Source organism: Streptococcus sp. DD04 (assembly GCF_001578725.1).
In the GTDB taxonomy this organism is placed as follows: Bacteria; Bacillota; Bacilli; order Lactobacillales; family Streptococcaceae; genus Streptococcus; species Streptococcus sinensis.
On the sequence record NZ_KQ968976.1, the window covers coordinates 223839 to 227066 of the forward strand.

4 protein-coding genes and 1 pseudogene are annotated in these 3228 nt (G+C 36.8%); all 5 read right to left on the reverse strand.

The window, feature by feature from the left end; translation table 11 throughout:
* Positions 1-345: pseudogene (locus STRDD04_RS01070) on the reverse strand (M1 family metallopeptidase); the annotation flags it as partial.
* Positions 346-589: 244 nt separating this feature from the next.
* Complete coding sequence (locus tag STRDD04_RS01075) at positions 590-916, reverse strand: hypothetical protein (RefSeq protein WP_062198593.1); 327 nt, start codon at positions 914-916, stop codon at positions 590-592.
* An 8-nt stretch (positions 917-924) separates the two neighbouring features.
* The gene (locus tag STRDD04_RS01080; RefSeq protein ID WP_062198595.1) at positions 925-1221 is read right to left on the reverse strand and encodes a hypothetical protein; all 297 of its coding nucleotides are present in this window, start codon (positions 1219-1221) and stop codon (positions 925-927) included.
* A gap of 10 nt (positions 1222-1231) precedes the next feature.
* Complete coding sequence (locus STRDD04_RS01085; RefSeq protein ID WP_062198597.1) at positions 1232-2551, reverse strand: hypothetical protein; 1320 nt, start codon at positions 2549-2551, stop codon at positions 1232-1234.
* On the reverse strand, positions 2542-3174 hold the full coding sequence (locus STRDD04_RS01090; protein WP_062198599.1) for a hypothetical protein: 633 nt from the start codon (positions 3172-3174) through the stop codon (positions 2542-2544). The genes STRDD04_RS01085 and STRDD04_RS01090 overlap by 10 nt, the downstream gene beginning before the upstream one ends.
* Positions 3175-3228: the final 54 nt, after the last annotated feature.

Below are 3228 nucleotides of genomic sequence, written 5' to 3' on the forward strand. Positions count from 1 at the left end.
AATTTCTTTTTTCACTCCATCTACTGTATAGTAAGATGGGTAAATCCCTGTCATATTATCTGTAATCTTACCTGTATAGGTCAAGGTTACTTCCACAGGACCTGCTGATGTCAATTCAATATAAAGAGCTTCATTATCATTATCAAGAGTGAAGGGACGAGCTTGTCCAGCGACTTCTACGGCCTCAATCGTCAAATCCTTTTGGTGTAGGGAAATTTTCTCAGCTTTAGCTTCACCGGTAATGGTAACTTTTCCTGAGAAAGTCTTATCCGCACGATTTAAATCCAAAAAGAGATCATAGTGCTCTGGAACAAAAGTATCAATAAAATGTGCAACTGCTTGCATGTTTTTCTCCTCATCTAATTGAAGGGGCTGGTATTGAACCAACCTCCATTCAAAATTCATCTGTTACTATTTTACCATAATTAGTGACTTTATACTCTCCCCAACTAATTCAAAATTGATTTTTGATTTTAAAACATAAAGCAATCCTTTTAAACTCACCTCGTCTTTCTTTTTCTCCTCCCAAAAACAAAAAAAAGACAAGCTTAGCCTGCCTGATAGATTCGTCTCAAAGGAAAAGTGAAGTTCATGTTTGCTTTGTTTCTTTGTTCAGTACGTCCAATTTTTTATTGTACAAGCGATTTTCTTCTTGACAGACTTCATTCAGTCGATCTTCGTAACGCCTCATTTTCCGCTCAAAAGCTTCTCGATTTTCCTCGATTTGATTTAATATATAAGATGAATCAACAGGCGAACTGTCACGACAAAATGATATAACCCAATTACTCATTTCTTCCGAAAAATTTCTAGCCTCCCGTTTCATATCGTGATAATCCCATTCCAATTCACTGGCTTTTCTTCGAAATGCTATATGTTCATCGTCTAATTGTGCCATCCGTTTTTTTGTATCCATAAAACCTCCTATAGAATTGGGCTCATCAAATGAGGTGTTGAGATTTCAGTTAAAACATTCTTAATCGATTCGGCTGCTAATCCGGAAAAAGCACCTTCCAAATCGGCAGGAACTTGAACTGATGAGAATGATTTCATCGTCTCAGCCTGATTGGTAAGCCATTCTTGCAATAGACGACTTTCTTCAAGGAGAGTGGCTCTTTTGGCTGAGATTAATCCTTGAATAGCCAGACGTTCCTGTATCCTCAGATACTCTTTTTTGATACGCTCTGCTTCTGCTCGATCTTCTATAATTGGTTCAATCATACGCTTCCTCCTATAATTCCCCAAAAATCTGGCTGCCTTTTTGGTCAATTTCTACGATTCTATCAGCTGCCTTGTTTAATTTACCTGATATACTTGTCATTTTCGTCTGATATGAGTTGGCCGAAGAAAGAGTTGCTGCTTCTATTTCAGCATTCCAAGCTATCTCAAAGCTCAGCTCGGATAGTAAATCCTCTATCTCTCCACCAGAAAGGTTATGAGCCAGCGTATACGCTGCCGATCGTAGTTCTGTTATGTGCTGAGAGACACTTTCCTTAGCATTTGCAAGTTTATCTTTGATCGCCTGCTCATATTCCTCAGCTTGTAGCTGAGCAGTTTGCGCGCTTGTTCGAACAAGCTCCTCTCTCAAACTAATCGTTTGACTGCCTGAACTAGTCTTCAAGGAAGCGTGCAGTTCACCAATGCGTTGTCTATTTAAAGTGAGTAGTTCTTGCTTAGAAGGTTCTGGAGCAAAAGGTCCGTATTCTAATTCATAGCGTCTAATCAATTCAGATCTAGCTATTGTTTTATAAGCACTATCAATACTAGATTTACTTAATCTTTTATCAACAATTTTTTCTACTTGGCTCTTTGTCATCCCTGAACAAAAAAGACCATTTTTTTCATACCACTCAAAATCTGGACTATTACCCTTAATCTTGGGTAAGCTGGCATTGTGATGTTTACCTTCGACAGTAAAGACTTTCCCATATGGAATAGCCCCGCCATGACCATCCATGCTTGTTAAATCTTTCCCCTTGTCACTGTATGAGTGCAAGTGCTTATTAAGATATTCTAATTCTTCATTACTAATCCCCTTATAATCGGCCGAATTCTTGTACAAAGAAGCCCACGCACCCCAGTCCATGAAATTTGTAATCTTCTGGACTTTCATTTCCGCAGCTACTTTAGCAACTGCTGGTCCCGCTTGACTAAATCCCGACATATTACTAATATCGACTTCTTGTCCTGTTCCAGCCATTTTTTTAGCCTTAGATAATGATTGATTATAAAACTCCCGAACGTCCTTTGTCTGTTCTGTTAATTGAACTCTTGCTGTTACTGCATTGAATCCAGATTCTAAAACATGATTATTAATGTCTCCACCAGGAGCTTGAGTTCCAGCAACAACAATAGTAGTTTGACTGTAATCAACTTTATTTCTACCTACGATAGGGGCCACTGCTATTGCTTGGGTTGTTTCATTTGTTTCTTTAATGATTTTGTATTTTATGCCTGAATTAGTTTCATAAACTCCTCCCTCATCTTTTGCTTTTATAATTTTTAAAACATTTACTTGTAATTCTTGAATATTTTCATCAGTTAACGCCATTCTCTCTCATCCCCTTTTTTTATTTCATCGTTATAGACTACATCTGAATCTGCGCTTCCTTTTGCATCCTTTTTTATTCCTTCAATTTGTTTATCTTGAATCAATGCTTCAAGATTTTCATCTACTTTATCGCTTACTTTAAGTTTAGCCTCTGGTGGTAAATGCTGAAAATCAGATACATCAATTAACTTTTTATCGCTAGTTCTTAATTCAATGATTTCTTCATCCCAGCCATTAAAATCCATTCTTACGTCCCAAACATTGTCATAAGTTGGATAAGTAATATCTCCTATTGTTCCACCAACATATGCCTTATTTTGATTCTTATCATAAATAGAAAAAACAATATTAGCGCTGAACATGGCTTGCCCATCCCCACCTTGAACAAAAATTGGTGAAAACTCAATTTTACTAACTCCTGAATAGTGTTCTTTAATGTAAGTCGCTAGTTGTTCTTCCAACAAACGAAATCCGCGTTTGTAAAGTTTTACTCCTTTATCGTCTAAAACGTCACTAACATTATACGGCGAGTTTTGGTGCTCAATCCATTTTGTCATACAGTATCCCCCTCCTGAAATTAAGATAATTAATAAAGCTATAATTGTAAGTTTTTTTTTCTTCATTAACTGTCACCTCTATATCTAAATGAAAACGAATCCATTTTTTCTGTTTATAGT

Excerpts from the sequence above, each read along its gene's own strand:
- STRDD04_RS01075 (WP_062198593.1), bottom strand. The coding sequence starts at position 916 with ATGGATACAAAAAAACGGATGGCACAATTAGACGATGAACATATAGCA.
- STRDD04_RS01080 (WP_062198595.1), bottom strand. The coding sequence starts at position 1,221 with ATGATTGAACCAATTATAGAAGATCGAGCAGAAGCAGAGCGTATCAAA.
- STRDD04_RS01085 (WP_062198597.1), bottom strand. The coding sequence starts at position 2,551 with ATGGCGTTAACTGATGAAAATATTCAAGAATTACAAGTAAATGTTTTA.
- STRDD04_RS01090 (WP_062198599.1), bottom strand. The coding sequence starts at position 3,174 with ATGAAGAAAAAAAAACTTACAATTATAGCTTTATTAATTATCTTAATT.